This is a genomic window from Streptomyces sp. SPB162 (genome assembly GCF_029504575.1).
Taxonomy (GTDB): Bacteria; Actinomycetota; Actinomycetes; order Streptomycetales; family Streptomycetaceae; genus Actinacidiphila.
The window spans coordinates 5721343-5746278 of sequence record NZ_JAQFII010000001.1 but is presented as its reverse complement, the minus strand read 5'-3'; the positions used below and the strand labels follow the sequence as shown (position 1 = coordinate 5746278).

General features: G+C 71.9%; 19 protein-coding genes. 7 read left to right on the top strand and 12 right to left on the bottom strand.

The features are described from left to right. Window positions 1-58: 58 nt before the first annotated feature. From M2266_RS26075 to M2266_RS26060, 4 genes are all read left to right on the top strand, one after another. On the top strand, window positions 59-1624 hold the full coding sequence (locus M2266_RS26075) for a molybdopterin-dependent oxidoreductase (RefSeq protein ID WP_277440373.1): 1566 nt from the start codon (window positions 59-61) through the stop codon (window positions 1622-1624). A gap of 75 nt (window positions 1625-1699) precedes the next feature. Then, window positions 1700-2356 (top strand): fasciclin domain-containing protein, encoded by a 657-nt coding sequence (locus M2266_RS26070; RefSeq protein ID WP_277440372.1) that lies wholly within the window; start codon window positions 1700-1702, stop codon window positions 2354-2356. An 83-nt stretch (window positions 2357-2439) separates the two neighbouring features. Continuing rightward, the gene (locus tag M2266_RS26065) at window positions 2440-3027 is read left to right on the top strand and encodes a sigma-70 family RNA polymerase sigma factor (protein ID WP_277440371.1); all 588 of its coding nucleotides are present in this window, start codon (window positions 2440-2442) and stop codon (window positions 3025-3027) included. Next, window positions 3024-3782 (top strand): anti-sigma factor, encoded by a 759-nt coding sequence (locus tag M2266_RS26060; RefSeq protein WP_277440370.1) that lies wholly within the window; start codon window positions 3024-3026, stop codon window positions 3780-3782. Before M2266_RS26065 ends, M2266_RS26060 begins: the two co-directional genes overlap by 4 nt. Window positions 3783-3960: 178 nt before the next feature. On the opposite strand, the gene M2266_RS26055 is transcribed toward M2266_RS26060, so the two are convergent. From M2266_RS26055 to M2266_RS26045, 3 genes are all read right to left on the bottom strand, one after another. After that, window positions 3961-5406 (bottom strand): aldehyde dehydrogenase family protein, encoded by a 1446-nt coding sequence (locus tag M2266_RS26055; RefSeq protein WP_277440369.1) that lies wholly within the window; start codon window positions 5404-5406, stop codon window positions 3961-3963. Window positions 5407-5524: 118 nt separating this feature from the next. Further along, window positions 5525-7165: a PucR family transcriptional regulator gene (locus M2266_RS26050; protein ID WP_277440368.1), complete on the bottom strand. Its 1641-nt coding sequence runs from the start codon at window positions 7163-7165 to the stop codon at window positions 5525-5527. Window positions 7166-7380: 215 nt separating this feature from the next. Continuing rightward, complete coding sequence (locus M2266_RS26045) at window positions 7381-9480, bottom strand: ATP-binding protein (protein ID WP_277440367.1); 2100 nt, start codon at window positions 9478-9480, stop codon at window positions 7381-7383. A 257-nt stretch (window positions 9481-9737) separates the two neighbouring features. On the opposite strand from M2266_RS26045, the gene gabT reads away from it, so the two are divergent. Next, window positions 9738-11069, top strand: a complete 1332-nt coding sequence (gene gabT / locus M2266_RS26040) for a 4-aminobutyrate--2-oxoglutarate transaminase (RefSeq protein ID WP_277440366.1) — start codon at window positions 9738-9740, stop codon at window positions 11067-11069. 356 nt (window positions 11070-11425) lie between these two features. Beyond that, window positions 11426-12106, top strand: coding sequence for a phosphatase PAP2 family protein (locus tag M2266_RS26035; protein WP_277440365.1), 681 nt, complete (start codon window positions 11426-11428; stop codon window positions 12104-12106). A gap of 5 nt (window positions 12107-12111) precedes the next feature. Here M2266_RS26035 and M2266_RS26030 read toward each other — a convergent pair whose 3' ends face one another. The 8 genes from M2266_RS26030 to M2266_RS25995 form a co-directional block, all read right to left on the bottom strand. Then, the gene (locus tag M2266_RS26030) at window positions 12112-13617 is read right to left on the bottom strand and encodes a CoA-acylating methylmalonate-semialdehyde dehydrogenase (protein WP_277440364.1); all 1506 of its coding nucleotides are present in this window, start codon (window positions 13615-13617) and stop codon (window positions 12112-12114) included. Window positions 13618-13767: 150 nt separating this feature from the next. Continuing rightward, window positions 13768-14220: a hypothetical protein gene (locus tag M2266_RS26025; protein ID WP_277440363.1), complete on the bottom strand. Its 453-nt coding sequence runs from the start codon at window positions 14218-14220 to the stop codon at window positions 13768-13770. Between the two features lie 377 nt (window positions 14221-14597). After that, entirely contained in the window at window positions 14598-15992 is a 1395-nt protein-coding gene (locus M2266_RS26020) for an FAD-dependent oxidoreductase (RefSeq protein WP_277440362.1), read from the bottom strand. 50 nt (window positions 15993-16042) lie between these two features. Then, on the bottom strand, window positions 16043-16831 hold the full coding sequence (locus M2266_RS26015; RefSeq protein WP_277440361.1) for an ABC transporter permease: 789 nt from the start codon (window positions 16829-16831) through the stop codon (window positions 16043-16045). Further along, window positions 16831-17772 (bottom strand): ABC transporter permease, encoded by a 942-nt coding sequence (locus tag M2266_RS26010; RefSeq protein WP_277440360.1) that lies wholly within the window; start codon window positions 17770-17772, stop codon window positions 16831-16833. The genes M2266_RS26015 and M2266_RS26010 overlap by 1 nt, the downstream gene beginning before the upstream one ends. Beyond that, window positions 17769-18917: an ABC transporter ATP-binding protein gene (locus tag M2266_RS26005; RefSeq protein ID WP_277440359.1), complete on the bottom strand. Its 1149-nt coding sequence runs from the start codon at window positions 18915-18917 to the stop codon at window positions 17769-17771. The genes M2266_RS26010 and M2266_RS26005 overlap by 4 nt, the downstream gene beginning before the upstream one ends. A 39-nt stretch (window positions 18918-18956) precedes the next feature. Beyond that, window positions 18957-20201, bottom strand: coding sequence for an extracellular solute-binding protein (locus M2266_RS26000; protein WP_277440358.1), 1245 nt, complete (start codon window positions 20199-20201; stop codon window positions 18957-18959). Window positions 20202-20262: 61 nt separating this feature from the next. Further along, window positions 20263-21777 carry a gamma-aminobutyraldehyde dehydrogenase gene (locus M2266_RS25995; protein WP_277440357.1) on the bottom strand — a complete coding sequence of 505 codons (1515 nt, stop codon included), beginning with the start codon at window positions 21775-21777 and terminating at the stop codon, window positions 20263-20265. A gap of 294 nt (window positions 21778-22071) precedes the next feature. Between M2266_RS25995 and M2266_RS25990 the strand changes: the two genes are divergently transcribed. After that, a complete protein-coding gene (locus tag M2266_RS25990) occupies window positions 22072-23754 on the top strand; it encodes a PucR family transcriptional regulator (protein WP_277440356.1) in 1683 nt (560 codons plus the stop codon). On the opposite strand, the gene M2266_RS25985 is transcribed toward M2266_RS25990, so the two are convergent. Next, window positions 23751-24833: a DUF4190 domain-containing protein gene (locus tag M2266_RS25985; protein ID WP_277440355.1), complete on the bottom strand. Its 1083-nt coding sequence runs from the start codon at window positions 24831-24833 to the stop codon at window positions 23751-23753. The genes M2266_RS25990 and M2266_RS25985 overlap by 4 nt on opposite strands. Between the last annotated feature and the right edge of the window lie 103 nt (window positions 24834-24936).

The following is a 24936-nucleotide window of genomic DNA, read 5'->3' as shown; positions in this document are numbered from 1 at the left end:
GTGAAGGACCAATCCGGCTCGGGACCCGCTCCGAATGCCCCCTGTGACAAGGAATCGGATGGGCGAGCTGCTGCTCGGCGCGGTCAGCGGAGAACTGGCGGCAGCCGTCTCGCTGGCCGTCGCCGAGCTGGTGGCTGTGGCCGTCGGACCGCAGGCGTCGCCGGTGACGGCGATCGGCGGAACGGCGATCGACGCTACTCCGGTCGAGGTGAAGGACTGGGCGATCCGGCACTTCGGCACCTCGGACAAGCTGGTGCTGCAGTTGGGCATCGTCGCCGCGCTGGCGCTCTTCGCGGCGGTCGTCGGCGTCGTCGCCGTCCGCCACCGTGTGGCGGGCGTCATCGGCGTGGCGGTCTTCGGCGCGGTCGGCGCGGTGGCGGCGGTCCGGCGGCCGGTCGGTGTGTGGACGGACGCGTTCCCCTCGCTCGTCGGCGCGGTCGCCGGGGCGGCGGTGCTGTGGCTGCTGGCCGGCCGGATCCGCGGGAAGGGCTCACCGGCCCCCGGCGATGCCGGGGCCCCCGGGGAGCCGGCCGGCGCCTTCGACCGGCGCGGGTTCCTGATCGCCGCGTCCGCGGCGGCCGCGTTCTCCGCCATCGGCGGCACCGTCGGGCGGAGGCTGAACTCCACCGACGCGGCGGCCGTCGCTTCCCGGGACGCCGTGAAACTGCCCGCCCCGCTGTCGGCGGCGGGGCGGGTGCCCGCGGGCGCCGATCTGCGGATCCCCGGGATGATGCCCTTCACGACGCCCAACGCGTCCTTCTACCGGGTGGACACCGCGCTCACCGTCCCCCAGGTGAACGCCGACAGCTGGCGGCTGCGGATCCACGGCAAGGGCGTCACCAAGCCGTTGGAGCTCACCTATCAGGACCTGCTGCGGCGCCCGCTGATCGAGCGCGACATCACGTTGACCTGTGTGTCCAACGAGGTCGGCGGCCCGTACGTCGGCAACGCGCGGTGGATCGGGGTGCGGCTGGCCGACCTCCTGAAGGAGGCCGGCGTCAAGCCGCCGTCCGCCGGCGGTCCCGCCGATCAGCTGGTGGCCCGCTCGGTGGACGGGATGACGCTGGGCAGTCCGGTCGAGACGGTCCTCGACGGCCGCGACGCGATGCTCGCGGTCGGGATGAACGGCGTGCCGCTGCCCTTCACCCACGGCTTTCCCGTCCGGATGCTCGTCCCCGGCCTGTACGGGTATGTGTCGGCCTGCAAGTGGCTGACCGACCTGGAACTGACCACCTTCGCCGACTACGACGCCTACTGGGTCCGGCGCAGCTGGTCCCCGCAGGCTCCCATCAAGACGTCGTCCCGGATCGACACCCCCCGGCCCTTCGCCTCGCTGAAGGCGGGCACCGTGCCCGTCGCGGGCGTCGCGTGGGCCCAGCACAAGGGTGTCGACAGGGTCGAGGTGCGGATAGACGGCGGTGAGTGGCTGGCCGCGAGGCCCGCCACGGAGGACACCGCCGACACCTGGCGCCAATGGTCCTACCTCTGGGACGCCAAACCCGGTTCGCACCGCATCGAGGTCCGCGCGACGGACCGCACCGGCTCGACCCAGACCGAAAAGCGCCAGGGCACCGTGCCCGACGGCTCGACGGGCTGGCACTCCGTGGTGGTCACCGTGGAGTGAGCTCCGCGCACCACGTCCCCACACTTTCCACCCCATCAACCCGGTCCACCGGGAATCCACATCAGGAGACATGTCATGTACACCACCAACCGCATCCGTCGTGTCGCCCTCGTCTCGGCCGCCGCGGCCGTGCTCGCCGTCACCGCGTCCGCCTGTTCCGGCAGCGACAGCGACAAGAGCAACTCCGCGAACACCACGGCCGCAGCCCCGCCCGCCGCGCCCTCCTCCGCCGCCGGCGACACGACGAACGCGTCCGCACCCTTCGGCCCGGCCTGCGCCGGGGTGCCGAAGGACGGAGCGGGCAGCTTCGACGGCATGGCCAAGGACCCGGTGGCCACCGCCGCCTCGCACAACCCGGCGCTGTCCACCCTGGTGACCGCGGTGACGAAGGCCGGACTCGTCGACACCCTCAACAGCGCGTCGAACATCACGGTCTTCGCGCCGACCAACGACGCCTTCGCCAAGATCCCGAAGGCCGACCTGGACAAGGTGCTCAACGACAAGGCGACGCTCACCAAGATCCTGACCTACCACGTCGTGGGCCAGCCGCTCACCCCGAACCAGCTCTCCAGCGGCACGTTCCCGACGCTGGAGAAGCAGTCCCTCTCGACCAAGGGCTCCGGCGAGTCCTACAAGGTCAACGACACCGCTAACGTGGTCTGCGGCAACGTCAAGACCGCCAACGCCAACGTCTACATCGTCGACACCGTACTGATGCCGCCGGTCTCCTGATCGGATCTCCTACCCCGAACGACCAATCCGCCCGGGGCCCGGCGACGAACCAGTGGTGTGACGACCACTGCTCGGAGGTGCGCATGCACGCGGTAGCCCGCGACAACGGACCCATGGCGCCGGGCCCCGGAAGCCTGGAGACCCTTCTCGAACGGGTCTCCAGGGGGGACAAGGAGGCGTTCAACGGCGTCTACACGGCCGTCGCCGGCTCCGTGCTCGGCCTGGCCCACCGCGTGGTGCGCGATCCGGCACAGTCGGAGGAGGTCACCCAGGAGGTCCTGATCGAGGTGTGGCGCAGCGCGTCCCGCTTCGACCCCGGCCGGGGCAGCGCCATGGCCTGGATCATGACGCTGGCCCACCGCCGGGCGGTCGACCGGGTCCGCTCGGCACAGGCCTCGTCCGACCGGGAGCAGCGGGCCGCGGTCCGCGACCACACACCCGACTTCGACGTCGTGTCCGAGCAGGTCGAACGGCAGCTGGAGCGGGAACAGGTGCGCCGCTGCCTGGAGCAGTTGACCGAACTCCAGCGCGAGTCGGTGAACCTGGCCTACTACCGGGGCTACACCTACCGGGAGACCGCCGACGTGCTGGGAACAGCGCTCGGCACCGTCAAGACCCGTCTGCGGGACGGGCTCATTCGCCTGCGGGACTGCTTGGGGGTGACGTCGTGACCGACTCCGCCGATCTGCACACACTGACCGGCGCCTACGCGCTGGACGCACTCTCGCCCGCGGAGGCGGACGAGTTCACCCGGCATCTCGCCGAGTGCCCCGCCTGCGCGCAGGAGGTGCGCGAGCTGCGGGAGACCGCGACCCGGCTGGCCTTCGCGGTGGCCCAGGTGCCGCCGCCGGGGCTGCGGGAGCGCGTCATGTGGGCGCTGCCCGAGGTGCGGCAGTTGCCGCCGCTGGTCGCCGAACCCGTCGTGGTGCCGCTGCGCGGCCCGCGCTGGCGCCAACGGCTGCCGGAGCTGGCAGCCGCGGCCTGTCTGGCGCTCGCCGTCGGCACCGGCGTCTGGGCCGTCCAGGCCCAACAGGACGCCGACCGGGCACGGGACGGGAGCGTCCAGGCCGAGCAGCGCGCCTCCGACCTGGAGACGCTGATGGCCGCGCCCGACGCGACGCTGCGGACCGGCTCGATGCAGGGCGGCGGCGGGGCCACCGTGGTCGCCTCGCAGCGGCTCGGACGGGCGGCGTTCGTCTACCACGACCTGCCTCCGCTGGCCGCGTCCCGGGTCTACCAGCTCTGGTACAGCCAGAACGGCTCGATGGTCCCGGCCGGCCTCGTCGCGCCGGGCCGCACCGACGGCACCCAGATCCTGGCGGGCGGCCCGAGCGGCTCCGACGCGGTCGGGGTGACGGTCGAACCGGCCGGCGGTTCGCGGACGCCGTCGGGACCGCCGGTGATGGTCGTCCCGCTGGCTTCCTGATCGGAGATCCTTTACCGGACCGGTCGCGGGGCCCGTCCGGGCAGGAAAAAACCGGCCGGGGCGCACCGCACATGCGCCCCGGCCGGCGGAGGGTGGTCCGTCGGTCCGGGAGGCCCGGGCCCCTGGGGCCCGGGCTCAAGCGTCCGGGCTCAGGGGGCCCGGGCTCAGGCGTTCCGGCTCAGAGGTCGAGGCCGGTCAGGACGAGGACCCGCTCGTAGGTGTAGTCGGCCATCGCATACGAGACGCCCTCACGGCCGACACCGGAGTCCTTCACACCGCCGTACGGCATCTGGTCGGCGCGGTACGACGGCGCGTCGCCGATGATCACGCCGCCGACCTCCAGCTCGCGGTGGGCCCGGAAGGCGGTCTGCAGGTCGTGGGTGAAGACCCCGGTCTGCAGGCCGTAGTTCGAGTCGTTGACGGCGGCGAACGCCTCGTCCGCGCCGTCGACCTTCTGCAGCGACAGCACCGGGCCGAAGACCTCGGCGGTGGCGAGGATCGCGTCCGCGGGGATCTCGGTGAGCACCGTCGGGGCGTACGAGGCGCCCTCGCGGGTGCCGCCGGTGAGCAGCTTGGCGCCCTTGGCGACGGCGTCGTCGACCCAGCACTCGACGCGCTTGGCGGCGTTCTCGTCAACCAGCGGGCCCACGTCGGTGGCGTCGTCGGACGGGTCACCGGTGACCTGGGCCGCGACCTTGGCGACGACCTTCTCGGCGAGCACGTCGAAGACCGACGCGTCGGCGATCACCCGCTGCACCGAGATGCAGGACTGGCCGCCCTGGTAGTTGGCGAAGGTGGCGATCCGGGTGGCCGCCCACTCCAGATCCGCCTCGGAGGACCAGTCGGCGAGCACCACGGCCGCCGCGTTGCCGCCCAGCTCGAGGGTGGTGTGCTTGCGCGGCACCGAGTCCATGATCTGGTAGCCGACCTTGTCGGAACCGGTGAAGGAGATCACCGGCAGCCGCTTGTCCTGCACCAGGGCCGGCATCCGGTCGTTGGGGACCGGAAGGACGCTCCAGGAGCCGGCCGGCAGCCCGGTCTCGGCGAGGATCTCGCCCAGCACGAGCGCCGACAGCGGGGTCGCCGGGGCGGGCTTGAGGATGATCGGCGCACCGACCGCGATCGCCGGGGCGACCTTGTGGGCAACGAGGTTCAGCGGGAAGTTGAAGGGGGCGATGCCCAGCACCGCGCCCTTCGGGAAGCGCCGGGTGAGCGCCAGACGCCCGACGCCGCCGGCATCGGTGTCCAGGCGCTGCGCCTCACCGCTGTTGAAGCGGCGGGCCTCCTCCGCGGCCCAGCGGAACACCGACACGGCCCGGCCGACCTCGCCGCGCGCCCACTTGATCGGCTTGCCGTTCTCGGCGGTGATCAGCCGGGCGATCTCCTCGGTGCGCTCCGCGAGCCGCTTGGCGACGAGGTCGAGCGCGGCGGACCGCACGTGGGCCGGGGTCGCGGCGAACTCGGCCTGTACGGCCTCGGCGGCCGCGACGGCCTCTTCGACCTGGGCCTCGGTGGGAACGCTGACCGTGCCGACGACACGGCCGTCCCACGAGTTGGTGACGTCGAAGCTGTCCTCGCCGGTCGCCTTGCGGCCGGCGAGCCAGAATGCGGTGGGGGTGCTCACAGCGGCCCGGCCCTTCCGATGGAGTGGTGAACGATCACGTACGTCCACGGTAGGCCGGGGTGGGCGTGCCGGCGTTTGTCCACTGCGGAGTGCCGCTCGCGCCGGGTACTCCGTTGTGTCACTCGCCGGGCGGCAGGGCCTTCATCGCCAGCCACAGCTCCATCCGGACGTCCGGGTCGTCCAGCGAGCGGCCGAGGATCTCCTCCACCCGGCGCAGCCGGTAGCGCAGGGTGTGCCGGTGGACGCCGAGGTCGGAGGCGGCCGCGTCCCACTGGCCGTGTCGGGACAGCCAGGCCTGGAGGGAGGCGACGAGGTCGCCGCGGCTGGTCAGGTCGTGCTCGCGCAGCGGGCGCAGCAACCCCTCGGCGAACGCCCGGACCGCGTCGTCGCCCAGCAGCGGAAGAACCGATCCTGCACCGACCTCGCCGTGCTCGACGAGGTTGCGGCCACGGCGCAGCGCGACGGCCAGCGCCCGTTCGGCCTGCCGGTACGCGTCCGGCAGCTCCGCCACCGGGACCGCGGCGGACAGCCCGGCGGCCACCGTGTCGTCATTCTCCGCGAAGTCGGTGCACGCCTTGAGGACCGCCGAGTCCTCGGCGGCGAGCACCATCAGCCGGGGGCCCTCGCGTACGGCGATGACCGGCTCGCCCGACCGGGCGCCGGCTGCCTCGGCACGCTCGGCCAGCAGCGCCACCGAGTCCAGGGGTGCCACCGGGCGGCCGGTCCGGGCGGCCGGTTTGGAGGTGGCGGCCGCTTTGGCGGGTCCGGTGGGCTGGGCGGCTCCGGTCGCCTTGGCCTTGGCGGGGGGTTCGGCGGGCTCCACGACGAGCAGCCGCGCCTGCCCGCTCAGCAGGTCGCCGTAGAGCCGGCCCGCGACGGTACGGGCGTGCTCGCTCTCCCCCGTCAGCAGCATCCGCAGCACGGCCGCGGCGAGCCGCTGCTCGGTGTCCTGCATCGCCCTCGACTGCTCCAGGGAGAGGGTGAGCAGGGCGACGGCGGCGTGCACGACATAGCGGGCGGAGGTGTCGAGTCGCTCCTCGGTACCGACGGCGAGGTAGCCGCGCGCCCGGCGGGCGGTGCCCAGCGACTGCAGCTCGACCCGGTCCTCGGTGCCCGCGGGACCCGCCACGGCCGCGCTGGCGGGTGCCGGCCGGTCCCGCAGCCGGTCGATCTCACCGGCCAGCCGGGCGGCGCGGCGGCCCGCCCACTCCGGAGCGGCGGCGAGCACCGCCCCGGAGGCGTCGTAGAGCGCGGCCCAGCCGTTGAGGTGGTGCGCGAGCCGGCCGAGCAGCGCGGAGGTGCCGTCCGGGGCGAGGGCCGCCCGGGTCAGATCGCGCTGGGCCTCGAATCCCGCGGTGACGGCCTGGTACTGATCGGCGGCGACCGCCGCCGACACGGCCTTGCTGATCGCGATGAACGGCGTGCGGCGCGGCACTTCCAGCAGCGGCAGATCCAGCTCCGCCGCGGCGTCCACCAGCGCCGGCGGCACCGCGTCGTGCCCCACGCCGACGCCGAAGCCGAGCCCGACCACACCGGCGTCCGCCAGTCGCCGCACGTAGGCGCGCAGGCTCTGCGGGTCGTCGACGGCCAGCTTGAGACCGGTGGTGAGCAGCAGCTCGCCGCCTTCGAGGTACGGTCCCGGGTCGTCCAGCTCGCTGGTGTGCACCCAGCGCACGGTGGCGTCCAGGTGGCCGCCGCCGGCGAGGACCACGAGCTTGAGCGCCGAGTGGTGGACGAGAGAGGCGAGGGTGAGGGGCATGACGCGCTGTCGCCTCCGGCGGGGTGTCCTCGGCGGTGCCGGCGGGGTCGCGGTGACCCCGCCGGACCCGGAGGACCTGAAGGACTCGAGGTTTTTGGCCGACCGGTAGGGGTGGCCGGTTCCGATTCTGCCTCACCGTCCAGATTCCGGCACCGGACGTCCGATAACAGGTGCGGGTCGGACCCGGGTTCGGCCCCGGGGTCGGACCCCGGGTGTCAGGCGCGGAGGTCGACCAGTATCGGCGGGGCGTGCTCGCCGTCGGTGGCGGTGAGCGAGACGACGGCGTGCCCGGCCGGCACCGAGTGGGCCAGCTCGGAGGCGGACCAGCGCTCCCGCTCGACACTGCGGACCGTCACCGACTCGGTGGTGACCGCCTCCCCGGTGAACAGCCGCCGCACCCCCCGGTTGAGGCGGCGCAGCGTACCGCCGGACTGGTCCGGCGTACGCGTCACGTCCCGGGTCTCGACCCAGGTGGTGCCCCAGGCCTCGGCGAAGCGCTTCCCGTCCCAGGTGGTGATCCCGGACAGCGCCATCCGGCAGCCGACCGCACCGAGCAGCGGGGTGCGCAGCGCCTCGGGGACGTCGTCGAGCGTCCGCAGCGCCAGCACGGCTCCGGCGTTGGCGGAGCGCAGCCGCTGCAGTCCGCGCACCGACTCGCCGGTGATGGTGTGCGCGGCGTCGTCGAGGACCAGGCAGGCGAAGAGCGACCGGTCGCGGCGGCCGGTGACCGCCGCGGTGAACTGGGCGAGCACGAGCCGCGCGAGGATCCGCGACGCCTCGGCGTGGCCGCGTTCCGGCAGGTCGACCCGGACCCGCAGCGGGTGCTCCAGGGTGTGCATGGAGAACGGCCGGCTCCGGCCGGTGACGTCGAAGAAGCCCGCGAAGGCCGGCCGGTCGAGCAGGGCGATCCGGTCGGCGAGCAGGGTGCCGATGTCGTCGGGCCGCCCCGCCTGCCGCTGCCGGGCCTCCAGTTCGCGGACCGGTCCCGGCTCCCCTGCCAGGTCCAGCGCACCGCGCAGCGCGGCGAACGCGTGCGGGATGCCGTCGAGCAGCTCGCGCAGTTCGGTGACGGCGGGGAACCGCCCGTGGGCGGCGCGGTAGGGGCCGAGCAGCTGGGAGAGCGCGGTGGCGGCCCGGCGGATGTCGGTCTCGTGCGTGGGCCCGTCGTCGATGAGCGCCTCGGCGAGGGTGCTCGCCGCCGCGTCCGGGTCGGGGCTGCCGCCGTACAGGTCCAGGTCGTAGCGCGAGGAGGGGTCACCGAGCGAGATCACGACGTCGAAGGCGTCCGCCGGTCCCAGATCGGCGCCCGCGGAGCCCACGGCGATGACCGCCGCGGTGCCGGACAGCGCCTGCAGGCACAGCGATTCCACGACCGGCCGGACCAGCTGCCGGGTCTTCCCCGAGCCGGGCGGGCCGACGGCGACCAGTCCCGTGCCGAGCAGCGACGGGTCGAGCGCCAGCCCCGCACCCCGGTGCCGGTAGGGATTGCGGTCCTCGGCCGGCGCCAGGCCGATCCGCACCTGGCCGCCGAGCAGGTCGTGCCGCGCCGAGCGGAACGGCAGGTCGCGCGCGCCGGAGGGGTGCAGGAACGCCGCGGCGCCCTGCCGCAGCACGGTGTCGACGAAGACCTCGATCCCCCGCGACTCCGCCCGCGCCGCCGTCCAGGCACGACGGATCCGCGTGTAGTCGACGTCGTTCATCCGCCCGCCGCGGATCTCGCCCGCGAGCCGGTCCGCCACCGCGTGCTGCCCCGCGGCCCGCAGCTCGGGCCACTGGACGGGGTCGTCCTCGACGGGCTGCCCGTCGGGCCGCGCTCCCGGCTGCGCCGGCTCGTCCCACAGCCGGCCCAGCGCGGGGACCGCGTACCGGCGCCAGACCTCCGGCCAGTGACCGGCCCGGCCGAACAGATAGGCCAGCAGGCAGATCCAGATCAGGTAGTAGGCATTGGACGCGACCGTGTAGGCGACGCGGTCGCCGGTGTACGCCCAGGTGTCCGGGATGAGCCAGAACATCGGCTTGAGCCAGAGGCTGCCGAAGTAGTTCCAGAGCAGCGACCAGACGAACAGCCCGCACAGCAGGGCCAGCACGGCGCCGCCGATCAGCCGCCGTCCGGCGAGCCGGCCCGGATCCTCCGGCGGACGGGGCACGTGCCCGTACGCGAAGATCCCCGGGGCGTCGTGGTGGCGCGGTGTGCGCAGCCAGGTCTCCAGCGCCGACACCGGTGGCGCCTGCGGCATCGGCGGCGGCCCCGCCGGCCTCGGCACCGGGGTCGCGGGCGCGGCCTTCCGGAATCCCTGCGTACCCTCGATATCCACTACCGGCCGCCCCTCAGCCTCGTCGCCAGCGACGGAACTCAATGTAGTGGAGCGGGCACCGGTCCATAAGGATCATGGCGCTTCGCGAGGCGCGGGTGCCGAAATCGCCTGCCGGGACTACGGTCTGCCGGGAAGCGGACTGTCCGCCGTGTCGAATGGCCGCCCGCCACTGCGCCCTATCGGAGTAAGCGGGTCCGTGCGGCCCCCGCTTAGCCTGCGGGAAAAGCCCGTGGACATATAAGAGGAGTACGCCCGCCATGACCGAACTGTCCCAGGAGCGCCGGCTCGTCACCTCGATCCCCGGCCCGAAGTCGCAGGAGTTGATGGCCCGCAAGGTCGCGGCCGTCCCCAACGGCATCGGTGTCACCCTGCCCGTCTTCGTGACGCGCGCCGGCGGCGGCGTGCTGGAGGACGTGGACGGCAACTCGCTCATCGACTTCGGCTCCGGTATCGCGGTGACCTCGGTCGGCAACAGCGCCGAGGCCGTGGTGCGGCGGGCGACCGCGCAGCTCGCGGACTTCACCCACACCTGTTTCATGGTGACCCCGTACGAAGGGTACGTCGAGGTCGCCGAGCAGCTCAACGAGCTGACCCCGGGCGACCACGAGAAGCGCACCGCGCTGTTCAACTCCGGCGCCGAGGCCGTCGAGAACGCGGTCAAGATCGCCCGCTCGTACACCAAGCGCACCGCGGTCGTCGTCTTCGACCACGGCTACCACGGCCGCACCAACCTGACGATGGCGCTCACCGCCAAGAACATGCCGTACAAGGAGGGCTTCGGGCCGTTCGCGCCCGAGGTCTACCGCGTGCCGCTCGCCTACGGCTACCGCTGGCTGACCGGCGCTGAGAACTGCGCCGAGGAGGCCGCGGCCCAGGCGATCGACATGATCACCAAGCAGGTCGGCGCCGAGAACGTGGCCGCCATCGTGATCGAGCCGATCGCGGGCGAGGGCGGCTTCATCGAGCCGGCCAAGGGCTTCCTGCCGAAGATCGCCGAGTTCGCGAAGGCGAACGGCATCGTGTTCGTCGCGGACGAGATCCAGACCGGCTTCTGCCGCACCGGCCAGTGGTTCGCGTGCGAGGACGAGGGCATCGTCCCGGACCTGATCACCACCGCCAAGGGCATCGCGGGCGGCCTTCCGCTCGCGGCCGTCACGGGTCGCGCCGAGATCATGGACGCCGCGCACGCGGGCGGCCTCGGCGGCACCTACGGCGGGAACCCGGTGGCCTGCGCCGCGGCGCTCGGCGCGATCGAGACCATGAAGGAGCTCGACCTCAACGCCCGGGCGCGGCGCATCGAGGAGGTCATGAAGGGCCGTCTGCGCACGATGCAGGAGAAGTTCGACGTGATCGGCGAAGTACGCGGCCGCGGCGGCATGATCGCCGTCGAGCTCGTGGAGCCGGGCACCACGACCCCGAACGCCGCGGCGACCGCCGCCCTGGCGAAGGCCTGCCACGCCGAAGGCCTGGTCGTTCTGACCTGCGGCACCTACGGCAACGTGCTGCGTTTCCTGCCGCCGCTGGTTATCGGCGAAGATCTCCTGAACGAGGGTCTCGACATCATCGAGGAGGCCCTCACCCGGGTGTGACTCCCGGTGTAACTCTGGGTAGGGGGGCGGCATCGGTGAAGAAGGTGTGCGGGCCTGATGGCGGAGGGGTAATCGCTCTCCCGGGAGCGTCGTCGGTGACGTACGGTTTCCGCAGATACACCGCACCACCCCGCTCGTGGGAGTCCACGGGCGACACCGCGCCGGCGACCCCCCATTGCCGGCACAGCAGTGCCCTCGCGCACAACAGCGTCGGAACCGAGCGTTCCGGCACTCTTCGCCGATCGATCGACCGTCCGTCCCAAACCCCCCGGGACGAGCGGCACGGGGATCGACCTGGCCGCTCCGGAACTCTCCCCCCTGTTCCGGGGCGGCCGACTTTTGCCCTGACGCCGGTCGTGATCGCCCTGGTCGTCAGCCTGCTGCTCTTCACGCTGGTCACCTGGCAGGTCGTCGTCAAGGGTCCGTTGGTCGACGCCGACTGGTGGCTGCTGCGGCGCGTCCAGCACGCCGCCGCACGGCACCGGGAGCTCCACGGTGCCGGGCAGTTCTTCTGCGACCTCGGCAACGCGCAGATCGCGGTGCCCCTCCTCGCGGCCGCCGTCGGCGGCACCGCGTGGTGGCAGCGCCGAGCCGGTCTGTCCCGGTGGTGGGCACGTCCGCTGGCCGCGGCGCTCGCCATGGCCGCCGTCCCGCTGATCGTCAGCGTCATCAAGACGGCCGTCGCCCGCCCCTCCCCCGGCCACCGCCGCCTCGGCCCCGGCTCCTACCCCGGCTTCTTCCCGTCCGGGCACACGGCGTCGGCGTCGCTCGCCATCGGCGCCACCGCCCTCCTCGTGCTCCCCCTCCTGCGCGGCGCCGCCCTCCGGCGGCTGCTCACGACCGGGGTCCTGCTGGTGCTGGGTGCCGTCGGTGTGTCACTGGTGTGGTGCGGATACCACTGGCCGCTGGACGTCCTGGGCAGCTGGTGCCTGTGCGCGGCGCTGCTGGCGGGGGTCGCCATGACCCCGGCGGCCGGGCCGAAGGACAGCGTCGCCGGGCAGGTCCGGAGTACGGACCAGCCCGGCGCCGATGGGTGAGGACGTCAGCTGTTCGTCGGGAAGCCCAGGTTGATGCCGCCGTGGCTGGGATCCAGCCAGCGCTGCGTCACCGCCTTGCCGCGGGTGAAGAACTTGACGCCGTCCTCGCCGTAGGCGTGCGTGTCGCCGAAGAGCGAGCTCTTCCAGCCGCCGAACGAGTAGTAGGCGACCGGGACCGGGATCGGGACGTTGATGCCGACCATGCCGACCTCGACCTCGTACTGGAAGCGGCGGGCCGCGCCCCCGTCGTTGGTGAAGATCGCGGTGCCGTTGCCGTACGGGCTGCCGTTGATGAGCTCCAGGCCCGCGTCGTACGAGTCGACGCGCACCACGGAGAGCACCGGACCGAAGATCTCGTCGTCGTACACGGACATGCCCGGCTTGACGTTGTCGAAGATCGTCGGGCCGAGCCAGAAGCCATCGGCGGTGCCCTCGCCCGAGATCGGGTGCTTGCGACCGTCGACGGTGAGGGTGGCGCCGTCGGCGACCCCCGCGTCGAGGTAGGAGGTGACCTTGTCGCGGTGCACGCCGGTGACCAGTGGGCCCATCTCGGAGTCGCCGTTGCAGCCGGGGCCGACCTTCAGACCGGCGATCCGCTCCTTGATCTTCTCCACGAGCTCGTCACCGACCGGGTCGACCGCGACGAGGACGGAGATGGCCATGCAGCGCTCGCCGGCCGCACCGAACCCGGCGTTGACGGCGGCGTCGGCCGCGAGGTCGAGGTCCGCGTCCGGCAGCACGAGCATGTGGTTCTTGGCGCCGCCGAGCGCCTGGACGCGCTTGCCGTAGCGGGTGCCGGTCTCGTAGACGTAGCGGGCGATCGGCGTCGAGCCGACGAAGGAGACGGCCTTGACGTCGGGGTGCTCCAGCAGGCGGTCGACGGAGACCTTGTCGCCGTGCACGACGTTGAAGACGCCGTCCGGCAGACCTGCCTCCTTCCACAGCTCCGCGATGAAGTTCGCGGCCGAGGGGTCCTTCTCCGAGGGCTTGAGGACCACCGTGTTGCCCGCGGCGATGGCGATGGGGAAGAACCACATCGGCACCATGGCCGGGAAGTTGAACGGGGAGATGATCGCCACCGGGCCGAGCGGCTGGCGGATCGAGTAGACGTCGACGCCGGTGGAGGCCTGCTCGGTGAAGCCGCCCTTCGTCAGCTGCGGGATGCCGCACGCGTACTCGACGACCTCGATGCCGCGGGCGATCTCGCCCAGCGCGTCCGAGTGCACCTTGCCGTGCTCGGAGACGATGATCGAGGCCAGTTCGTCGCGTCGGGAGTTGAGCAGTTCACGGAAGGCGAAGAGCACCTGGCTGCGCTTGGCGACCGACGCGCCGCGCCAGCCGTGGAACGCCTCGACGGCGGCGCTGACGGCCTGGTCGACCTCACGGATCGAAGCGAAGTCCACCTGACCGGTGACCGCCCCGGTGGCCGGGTCGTACACATCGCCGCGCCGCTCCGCGGTACCGGTCCATGCCTGGCCGGCGATCCAGTGGGTGATGTTCTTGGTGGACACGGGGGGACCCTTCTCTCGTAAGCCTGCCACCAGTCTCGCGAGGGCGTGGCGGGGCGTACAAGCAGCAAGGTGTCGGCGGCGCGTCGCAGCGCCTTACAGATCGTCGGGCAGCGGCGTCAGCCGTCGCCGCGGCGCCCGCACGGCCGGTTGTCAGCCCTCGCCCACGAGCCGCGCGACTGCCTCGTGCATCGCCAGTTCCAGGACCACCGGATCGGTGAGGTGCCCGGTGCCGTCGGGCGGGACGAGCCAGCGGACCCCGCCGGTGGCCCGGCCGGGGTAGGGGATGACGATCCAGGTGCCGTGGCCCGCGCCGCGCACGCCGGTGGCGATCCAGCGGGCGGCCGTTCCGGGCGGTACGAAGAACCCCATGCGGGAGTCCCCGAAGTCGGACAGGACCGGCCCCGGGCGGTCCACCAGCCGGTTCAGCACGTCCAGGGTCGGGTAGCCGAGCTCCCCCGTCAGGATCAGCACGTCCCAGAGCCTGCCGGCGGGCAGCAACGTGACCCCGAGAGGGCTGCGTTCCCAGTCCCACCGGCAGCCCTCGGGATCGGGCGCCGCGGATACCAGCCATTCGACCGCACTCTTAGCACCGGCGCTGCCCATGCCGGTCCCTCCGTTCCCCGTGAAGCTGATGGTGCTGACAGGGAAGAGAGCGCGGGGAGGGCGGATTATTACGCGGGTTCCGCTACTGATTGGTAGTGGAGCGGCTCACGGCATGCGGACGGGGCGCCCGAGGGGCGCGCGGCGCACATGACGAGTCCCCGGGCGCGCCCCCGCACTAGGCCGTGTCCGACACATCCCGCCTGGCCCGGGACGCCTGGCACGCGCGCTCTCCCCCAGCTACCGCTGGGAGGGGCCCCCAGTTGTCGGGGCCGCCCCGGTACGTCCAGTACAGGGGCGACCCTCCGCCGTGCGATCGCACGCACCAGACGCCCCGGGCCCCGCCCTCCGGGCGGACGCCGGTATGTGTCCGACACGACCTAGCTGTCGAAGCCCAGCCCCGCCTTGTCCATCGCCTTCAACCACAGGTTGCGCCGCCCGCCGTTGCGGTCGGCGCGGTCCAGGGACCACTTGGTGAGCCCGATCCCGACCGAGGTGAACGGCTCGGGCGGGAACGGCATCGGCTTGCTGCGGACCATCTTCAACTCGGTGCGTTCCGTGCGTTCCCCGGAGAGCAGGTCGAGCATGACGTCCGCGCCGAACCGGGTGGCCCCGACGCCGAGGCCGGTGTAGCCCGCCGCGTAGGAGACCTTTCCGCCGTGGGCGGTCCCGAAGAACGCCGAGAAGCGGGAGCAGGTGTCGATCGCGCCGCCCCACGTGTGGGTGAAGCGCACGCCCTCCAGCTGCGGGAAGCAGCGGAAGAAGTGCTCCGCCAGCTTGAGGTTGGTCTCCGGGCGCTGGTCGCGCTCGGCCGCGACCCGGCCGCCGTAGGGGTAGATCGCGTCGTAGCCGCCCCACAGGATCCGGTTGTCGGCCGAGAGCCGGAAGTAGTGGAACTGGTTGGCGCTGTCCCCCAGCCCCTGCCGGTTCTTCCAGCCGATGGACGCGAGCTGCTCCTCGGTGAGCGGCTCGGTCATCAGCGCGTAGTCGTACACCGGGACGATGTACGGGCGCACCCGCTTCACCAGCGATGGGAACACGTTCGTGCCGAGGGCGACCTGGCGGGCGAAGACCCGTCCGTACGAAGTGCGCACGGCCATGCCGGCGCCGTTCGCGGTGAGCGCGGTGGCGCGGGTGTGCTCGTAAATGCGGACGCCCAGCCCGAGGCAGGCGCGCTTGAGGCCCCAGGCGAGCTTGGCCGGGTGCACCATCGCGACGCCGGTGCGGTCCCACAGGCCGCCGAGGAACGTCGGTGAGTCGACCTCGGCGCGGACCTGGTCCCGGTCGAGCAGTTCCAGGGCTACGCCGTGCTCCAGCGCCTGTTCGGCCGCTTCGTACAACTCCTCGAGCTGGTGCGGTTCGGTGGCCACGTCGATCTCGCCGGTGCGTTCGAACTCGCAGTCCAGGGAGTAGCGGGCGACCGCCGCCTCGATCGCGTCGAGGTTGCGGTTGCCCAGCTCCTCCAGCCGCGCGAACTCGTCGGGCCAGCGGGTGAGCCCGTTGGACAGGCCGTGGGTGAGGCTGGCGGCGCAGAAGCCGCCGTTGCGCCCGGAGGCGGCCCAGCCGATCTCGTTGCCCTCGATCAGGACCACGTCGCGCGACGGGTCGCGCTCCTTGGCGAGCAGCGCGGTCCACAGCCCGGAGTAGCCGCCGCCGACCACCAGCAGGTCGCAGTGCTCGTCACCGGTGAGCGCGCCGAGCGGCCGCGGCCGGCCGGGATCCTCCAGCCAGAAGGGTGTCGGCCGCGCGTCTGCGAGCGAACGGGCTGGGTCCATCTGTTCTCACACCTTTTGGTGATCGGGTCGGATCGTGTCGATCAGGGGTCTTATGCGCGGGCCTTGCGCCGGCCGCCGAGCAGCTGTCCGGCGACGACGACGAGGACCGCGATCACGAACATCGCGGTGCCGATCACGTTGATCTGCACCGGGGTGCCGCGCTGCGCCGAGCCCCAGACGAACATCGGGAACGTCACCGTCGAGCCGGCGTTGAAGTTCGTGATGATGAAGTCGTCGAAGGACAGGGCGAAGGAGAGCAGCGCGCCGGAGGCTATGCCGGGCGCCGCCAGCGGGAGGGTGACCCGCAGGAACGTCTGCAGCGGGGAGGCGTACAGGTCCTGCGCGGCCTGTTCGAGGCGCGGGTCCATGCTCATCACGCGGGCCTTGACCGCGGTGACGACGAAGCTCAGGCAGAACATGATGTGCGCGATGAGGATGGTCCAGAAGCCGAACGGGACGCGCATGTTGAGGAAGAGCGTCCCCAGCGAGGCGGCCATCACGACCTCGGGCATCGCCATCGGCAGGAAGATCAGCATGTTGGTCGTGCCGCGCGCCTTGAAGCGGTAGCGGGCGAGCGCGAAGGCGATCATCGTGCCCAGCACCGTAGCGCCGATCGTGGCGTACAGCGCGATCTGCAGGCTGAGGCCGAGCGAGCCGCACATGCCTGCGACGTCGCACGGGTGCTGCCAGGCGTCGGTGGAGAAGCGCGTCCACTCGTAGTTGTAGCGCCCGTTCGGCTTGTTGAACGAGAACACCATGACGACGAGGTTCGGCAGGATCAGGTACGCGAGGCAGAGCACGCCCGCGAAGACCACCAGGTTCTTCCGTATCCAGCGCATCAGACCAGCTCCTCCGTTCCGGCCTTGCGGATGTAGAACATGACCATCGCGAGGATCACCGCCATCAGGATGAAGGACAGGGCGGCGGCCGTCGGGTAGTCGAGCACGCGCAGGAACTGGGACTGGATGACGTTGCCGATCATCTTCTGGTTGGTGGTGCCCAGCAGTTCGGCGTTGATGTAGTCGCCGGTGGCCGGGATGAAGGTGAGCAGGGTGCCCGCGACCACGCCCGGCATCGACAGCGGGAACGTCACCTTGCGGAAGACGGTGAAGGGCTTGGCGTACAGGTCGCCGGCCGCCTCGTGCAGCTTGCCGTCGATGCGCTCCAGCGAGGTGTAGAGCGGCAGGATCATGAAGGGCAGGAAGTTGTAGGTCAGACCGCAGATCACCGCGAGCGGCGTGGCCAGGACGCGCTCGCCCGCGGTGATGCCGAGCGATGACGTCAGGTCCAGGATGTGCAGGCTGTTCAGGGTCCGCACCACGAAGCCGCCGTCGGCCAGGATCGTCTCCCAGGCCAGGGTGCGGATCAGGAAGCTGGTGAAGAACGGGGCGATGACCAGGATGAGGATGAGGTTGCGCCAGCGGCCGGCCCGGAAGGCGATGGTGTAGGCGAGCGGGTAGCCGATCGCCAGGCAGAGCACGGTCGCGATGGCGGAGTACTCGAACGAGCGCAGGAACTGCGGGTAGTACTCGGTCAGCGCGTCCCAGTAGGTCGCGAAGTGCCAGGTGACCTTGAAGCCCGCCTCCAGCGAGCCGGTCTGGATCGACGTGGACGCCTGGTAGATCATCGGCGCCACGAAGAACACCAGCAGCCAGGCGATGCCCGGCAGCAGCAGCAAGTACGGCACCCGGCGCTTGCGCCCGGCGGCCCTGCGCATCGCGGCCGGGACCGGGGCCGGGGCCTCCGGCACCGTGGGCGGCCGGTCGGTGACGGTGCTCATGCGGCTTCCACCTCCTGCACACCGGCGTCGATGTCCTGCGCCGCGTCGAGGCCGAAGGTGTGGGCGGGGTTCCAGTGCAGGACGACGGGGGCGCCGGGCACCAGCCGCGGGTCGCGGTCGACGTTCTGCACGAAGACCTCCAGCTCCGGGCAGACCGGGCTGTCGACCACGAACTGGGTGGAGACGCCGATGAAGCTGGAGTCGACGATGCGTCCCGGTATCCGGTTGCGGCCGTCGGCGATCGCGTCCTCGTCGTCCCGGTGCGCGACGGAGATCTTCTCGGGGCGCACCCCGGCCAGCACCCGGCCGCCCACGGTGGTCTTCGCCGAACATCGCGCGGTGGGCAGCGCGAGCTTCTGGCCGCCCGCGACGAGCAGCAGGTCGTCGCCGGAGGTGCCGGTGACCTCGGCCTCGATGAGGTTGGAGGTGCCGAGGAAGTTCGCGACGAACGTCGACCCCGGGTTCTCGTACAGGTCGGCGGGGGCGCCGAGCTGCTCCACCCGCCCGCCGTTCATCACCGCGACGGTGTCGGCCATGGTCATGGCCTCCTCCTGGTCGTGGGTGACGTGTACGAAGGTGATGCCGACCTCGGTCTGGATGCGCTTGAGCTCCAGCTGCATCTGGCGGCGCAGCTTGAGGTCCAAGGCGCCGAGCGGCTCGTCGAGCAACAGCACCTTGGGATGGTTGATGAGCGCGCGGGCGACCGCGACGCGCTGCTGCTGGCCACCGGAGAGCTGGTTCGGCTTGCGGCGGGCCATCGAACCCAGCTCGACGAGCTCGAGCATCTCCTCGACCTGCTTCTTCACCGACTTGATGCCGCGCCGGCGCAGGCCGAAGGCGACGTTCTCGTAGATGTCCAGGTGCGGGAAGAGCGCGTAGTTCTGGAAGACGGTGTTGACGGGACGCTTGTACGGCGGTAGCGCCGTGACGTCCTCGCCGGCCAGGGAGACGGTGCCGGAGGTGGGGTCCTCCAGGCCCGCGATCATGCGCAGGGTGGTGGTCTTGCCGCAGCCCGAGGCGCCGAGCAGGGCGAAGAAGGAGCCCTGCGGGATGGTGAGGTCGAGCGGGTGGACGGCCGTGAAGGAGCCGTACCGCTTGCTGATCCCGGAGAGGATGACCTCGCCGCCGGAGGAGTCGTGTGTCATGGGGGTCGCTTCCCGTATGTCGTCAGTCGTCGGTCGGGCTCAGGCGCCGATGAGTTTGGAGAACTTCTGCTCGTACGCGGTCTCCTCGGCGGAGGACAGGGAGCGGAAGGAGTGGGTCTTCGCGGCCATCACCGCGTCCGGGATGATCAGCGTGTTGTTAGCGAGCTCCGGATCGAGCTTCGCCAGCTCCTCGCGGACTCCGGCGACGGGGCAGACGTAGTTGATGTAGGCGGAGAGCTGCGCGGCGACCGGCGGCTCGTAGTAGTAGTCGATGAGGCGTTCGGCGTTCTTCTTGTGCCGCGCCTTGTTCGGGACCAGCAGGTTGTCGGTCGACGAGATGTAGCCGGCGTCGGGGAAGACGTACTCGATGTCGGGGTTGTCGGCCTTCAGCTGGACGAGGTCGCCGGCCCAGGCCAGACAGGCCGCCATGTCGCCCTTGCTGAGGTCGGCGGTGTAGTCGTTCCCGGTGAAGCGGCGGATCTGCTGGGAGTCGACGGCCTTCTGGACGCGGGCGATCGCGGCGTCGAAGTCGTCCGCGGTGAACGTCTCGGGCTTCTTGCCGAGGTCGAGCAGCGTCATGCCGATCGTGTCGCGCATCTCGGAGAGCATCCCGACCCGGCCCTTGAGCGACTTGTCGTCGAGCAGTTGCGAGACGGAGGTGATCTTCCGGCCGCCGGTCGCCTTCTTGTTGTAGGCGATAACCGTGGCGATGCCCTGCCAGGGGTAGGAGTACGCGCGGCCCGGGTCCCAGTCGGGGCTGCGGAAGCGCTGCTCCAGGTTGGCGTACGCGTGCGGCAGGTTCGACGGGTCGAGCTTCTGTACCCAGCCCAGCCGGATCATCCGGCCGGCCAGCCAGTCGGTGAGCACCATCAGGTCGCGGCCGGTGTCCTGGCCCGCGGCGAGCTGCGGCTTGACCTTGCCGAAGAACTCGACGTTGTCGTTGATGTCCTCGGTGTACTTCACGGCTATGCCGGTGCGTTTGGTGAAGGCGTCGACCGTCGGACGGTGCTTGCCGTCGTCGGTGACGTCGATGTACTCGGTCCAGTTGGAGAAGTTGACCGTCTTCTCGGAGCCGGAGTGGTCCGTCGTCGTGGCGGCGGAGTCCTTCTGCCCGCCCGCCGCCGGAATGCCGCAGCCGGTGAGGCCGGTCAGTCCGGCGGTGGCCACGGCGCCCAGTCCGGCGGCGCGCAGCAGCGACCGGCGGGCGAGGGCACCACGCCCGTTGGTCATGGTGCGGCGTATCGCCGCGAGCTGGGGCGGCGAGAGTGTCTCGTACTGCTCCATGCGCTGTGCCCTTTCACGGGTGGCCGGCCGGGACCGGGGGTCCGGCCGGGGTCGGAGCTGGTTACCGGTCTCCGAAGATCGTGCGGTGCCAGTCCTTGCGGACGATCGCGGTGTTGTCGTACATGACGTGCTTGACCTGCGTGTACTCCTCGAAGGAGTACGCGGACATGTCCTTGCCGAAGCCGGACGCTTGGTACCCGCCGTGCGGCATCTCGCTGAGGATCGGGATGTGGTCGTTGATCCAGACGCACCCCGCCCGCATCTCGCGGGTGGCCCGCCCCGCACGGAAGACGTCGCGGGTCCAGGCGGACGCGGCCAGGCCGTACGGGGTGTCGTTGGCGAGGGCCAGTCCCTCGTCGTCGCTGTCGAAGGGCAGCACGACCAGTACCGGGCCGAAGATCTCGGACTGCACGATCTCGCTGTCCTGCGCGGCGCCTGTGATGAGGGTGGGGCGGTAGTACGCGCCCGCCGCCAGTTTGTCGCCGGGGGCCTCGCCGCCGGTGACGACGGTGGCGTACGCACGCGAGCGGTCGACGATCGCCGCGACGCGGTCCCGCTGGAGGTGCGAGATGAGCGGGCCGAGGTCGGTCGCCGGGTCGAACGGGTCGCCGAGCGTGATGCCCGCGAAGAGGTCGGCCACCCCGGCGACGAACGCGTCGTACAGCGGCCGCTGGACGTAGGCGCGGGTGGCGGCGGTGCAGTCCTGGCCGGTGTTGATCAGGGAGCCGGCGACCGCGCCGTGCACGGCCGCCTCCAGGTCCGCGTCGTCGAAGACCACGAAGGGCGCCTTGCCGCCGAGCTCCAGGTGCAGCCGCTTGACGGTGCGGATGGCGATCTCGGCGACGCGCTTGCCGACGCCGGTCGAGCCGGTGAAGGAGGTCATGGCGACGTCGGGGTGGCCGACGAGGTGCTCGCCCGCCTCCCGGCCCGCGCCGCTGACGATGTTGACGACGCCGTCCGGGATCCCGGCCTCGGTGGCGGCGCGCGCGAACATCAGCGAGGTGAGCGGGGTTAGCTCGGCGGGCTTGAGCACGATGGTGTTGCCCGCGGCGATGGCCGGCAGGACCTTCCAGGCCGCCATCTGCAGCGGGTAGTTCCAGGGCGCGATCGAACCGACGACGCCGACCGGCTCACGGCGTACGTAGGAGGTGTGGTCGGCGGAGTACTCCCCGGCGGCCTTGCCCTCCAGATGGCGGGCGGCCCCCGCGAAGAACGCGGTGTTGTCGACGGTGCCGGGCACGTCGAACCCGGCGCTCAGCCGCAGCGGCTTGCCGCACTGCAGCGACTCCGCGAAGGCCAGGTCGTCCGCCTGCGCGGCCAGCACCTCGGAGAAGCGGTGCATCGCGGTGGAACGTTCCGCCGGGGTGGCGCCGGACCAGCCGGGAAGGGCGGCCTTGGCCGCGGCGACGGCCGCGTCCACGTCCGCTGCTCCGGCGAGCTCGTAGGTGTACACCGTGTCACCGGAAGCCGGGTCGACCACCGAGTGCTGCCGGCCGGAGGTGCCGGGGCGGAAGGCGCCGGCGATGTACTGGGCCCCGTCCGCGAACCGGTCCTCCACGTCGAAACGGTGGTCCATGGTGTCTCCTCGCATCCGCTTGGCACCGTGGCCGCAGACTGGATTGATGGCTGATCCTGGCAGAGTAGCCTTGGGCCAACAAGGGATTCCGTTGTTGCCTTTTGGTTACGCGACGAAATCTGTCTTCCGTGATCTGCCGCACAGCGGCTTCTCCCGGCGTCCCGAGGCACGATGCCGGAGCGCCGCGCGCGACGGAACCGTCACACCGCAACCGGTGGCGCGGAGAGCTTTACACTCTGCCCCCGGCAGTGGCGCCGGGCCACGCCGGACGCCGACCCGACCGGAGGTCACACCGTGTTTCCCACCGTCGCGCAGGTCCTGGAACTCGACGCGCTGCGCCGAGGCGCGCCGCAGGTGGTCGCGGGCGCCGCCGGGCTGCACCGGCCGGTGCGCTGGGTGCACATCAGCGAGCTGGCCGACATCGCGGGGATGCTGCAGGGCGGCGAACTGGTGCTGACGACCGGCGTCATGCTCCCCGAGGACAAGGAGTCGCTGGCCCAGTACATCGACGCTCTCGCGGACGTCGGGGCGGCCGGCCTGGTGGTGGAGCTGGGCCGGCGGTACGCCGACGCGCTGCCGCGCCCGCTGGTCAGGGCCGCCGAGCGGCGCGGGCTGCCGCTGGTGGCGCTGCGCACCGAGGTGCGGTTCGTGAGCGTGACCCAGGCGGTGCACGCCCATGTGGTGGACGCGCAGCTGACCGAGCTGCGCGCCTCGGAAGCCGTGCACCAGACCTTCAACGAACTGTCCGTGGAGGGCGCCGAGGCCGAGGAGGTCGTCCGGGAGGTGGCCCGGATGGCGGGCGCGCCGGTCGTGCTGGAGAACCTCTCGCACCAGGTGCTGGCCTTCGACCCGGCCGGTTCCGACCCGGAGGCGCTGCTCGACGGCTGGGAGCGGCGCTCGCGCGGCGTGGCCCCGGCCGGCAGGACCGGGTACGACCGGCGGGCCGGCTGGCTCGTCACCTCGGTCGGCGCCCGGGGCCGCGACTGGGGGCGGCTCGTCCTGGTGGGCGAGCCGGGACCGCCGCCGCGCACCTCGGGCGAGGGTCGCCCGGTGACGACGACCGGCCCGCACCGGCACGCGGTCCTCCTGGAGCGCGGCGCCGCCACCCTCGCCCTCAACCGGCTGCTGGAGCGCGACCGCGAATCGCTGGAACGCCAGACCCACCGCACCCTGCTCTCCGGGATCCTCACCCACGCGCTGACCGTCTCCGACGTCGGGCTGCGCGCACGGGCGCTGGGCGTGCCGCTCGAGGGACGCCGGCTGGTCGGCGTCATGCTGCGGCTGCGCGGCGGGCCCGCGTCGGCGGCGCTGGAGGCGCAGTCCCGACTGCGGGACTTCACCGAGAACGTGGCGCTCGCGGTGCGCGAGCGCGGACTGACCGCGCTGACCGGGGCGCTCGACGACGGCGCGGTCGGCGTCCTGGTGTCCCTGGGCCCGCACGACGAGGAGCACCGCTCACTGGAAGGGTTCGCAGCCGCCCTCGACCGGATCGTCGACCCCGCGTCCGAGGCGCCCGCGTTCGTGATGGCGGCCGGCTCGTCGGTCGGCTCGCTGCGCGACGCGCGGCGCACCCTGCTGGAGGCGGCCCAGGTCGCCGACGCCGCGCTGCACGGTTCACCGGGCGGCGCGGAGCGGCGCAGGGCCGGGACGTACTACCGGCTGCCCGACGTGCGGCTGCGCGGACTGCTGCACCTGCTGCGCGACGACGCCCGGCTGCAGACCTACGTCGAGCGCGAGCTGGGGCCGCTGCTCGCCCACGACGCGGAACACGGCTCCGACCTGGTCCGCATCCTCACCGTCTACCTGGACAACGGCCGCAACAAGTCGGCGGCGGCCGACGCCGCGCACCTGTCGCGCCCCTCGTTCTACGACCGGCTGCACCGGGTGGAGCGGATCCTGGGCGTCGACCTCGACCAGGTGGAGTCGTGCCTGTCCCTGCACGTCGCGCTGCTGGCCCTGGAGGCGGTACGGCGCTAGGCCGTGTCTGACACATACCGGCGTCCGCCCGGCCAGGCGGGATGTGTCCGACACGGCCTAGCGACTACGAGGCGGGAACGGGGACGGGCACGTCCCAGTACGCGTAGTCGTAGGAGTCGCCCGGGGACACGTCGACCTCGACGGAGTCGGTCGAGGGGTCGGGGACGACGACGGTGAAGTCCAGCGTCCGCTGGGCGCCGGGCGCGAGCTGGCCGCTGAAGCCGTCCTGTGCCCGAGATGTCCTGCAGCGGGTTGTCCCCCGCCTCGTCCGCGTACGCCGACACGTCCGCGTAGTCCAGGTTCTCGCTCTTGCTGCCCGTGTTCTTCAACGTGACGGTGAACTTCATCGCGCTCTCACCGCCCTCCTCGCTCTTTGCGCTCTGCGCCGGTTCCGGGTCCCGCACATCGGCGACCGTGACCTGCAGCCCGCCGTCGTACTCGGCGGTCTCGCCGACGGACAGCGGCGAGCCGTACCCGCCCTGGTCGGGCTCGCGCATCCCGGCGCCCTCGTCCAGCCAGCCGTTCCCTATCGACAGCCCTATGGTGACCAGCATTCCGGCGGACATCACGATCGCCACCGCGCCGAGGATCAGCCCGGCCAGCGCCTGCCCGGGGTTGGTGGACTCCCCGCGCTTGGCGATCCGCCGCCCGACGATCCCGAAGATGACCGCGGCGATGCCCAGCGGGACGCCGAGGACCGCGAAGAAGCACATGACCGACAGGACCGCGCCGACGATGCCCAGCACGAGCGCGGTGAGGCCGTAGCCGTTGCGCGGTGACGGGGTCCAGCCGCCGTACGGACCCATCGGGTAGCCGGGATAGCCCGGGTACCCGCCACCCGCTCCCGGGTACGGCTCATACGGCTCGTACGGCTCATACGGCGGGGGCGGGTACTGACCGCCCGGCGGACCTTGCGGGTCGAACCCGAAACCGCCCGCGTACCGGTCCGTTCCCGGTGCCAGCGGCGGGAGCGGCGGGCCGCCGTCCGCCGGGCTCGGCCCCCGTCCGGCCTGCGGCGGGACGTCCGCGGGCGGCGCCCACGGGTTGTGGGGGGCGGGGCTGTCGGGCTGGTCGGACATTGCGGCCTTCCTCTGACTACGTCCGGCAATGCTATGGCCTGCGTACGCCAGGGGAAGGCCTCGTGCCGCATGGGCGCCGTCTACGATGGCACCACCGCTGACT